The organism is Pseudomonas sp. PME37.24/006 (assembly GCF_055556635.1).
This window is the reverse complement of the sequence record NZ_JBVHNL010000188.1, coordinates 1-258: the sequence shown is the minus strand read 5'-3', so window position 1 is coordinate 258 and position 258 is coordinate 1. Positions and strand designations below refer to the sequence as shown.

General features: G+C 74.8%; 1 protein-coding gene. It reads right to left on the bottom strand.

Translation table 11 applies throughout. The features are described 5' to 3' along the window. Positions 1–258: penicillin acylase family protein (locus ACZ3GY_RS24355; protein ID WP_465912354.1), on the bottom strand; the 258-nt coding region annotated here is incomplete at both ends.

The following is a 258-nucleotide window of genomic DNA, read 5'->3' as shown; positions in this document are numbered from 1 at the left end:
CCGCGCACGGCGATGGTCTCGCGCACGGTGCGCAGCGGCTCCACGCCGCCGCGGTAGCGGTACGCGCCGGGCCGCGCGGCGTCCAGTTCGTAGACGTAGAGGTCTTCCTGGTCGGCGCTGAAGATCGTCAGGCCGAACGCCACCCGCCCGTTGTGGCCGATGGACACGCCCGGCAGCGCCGGCTCGCCGCCGCCGATCACGTCCAGCCCGGGCACGCTGAGGTGCACCAGGTAGCGCAGCGACGGCGCGGCGTAGCCC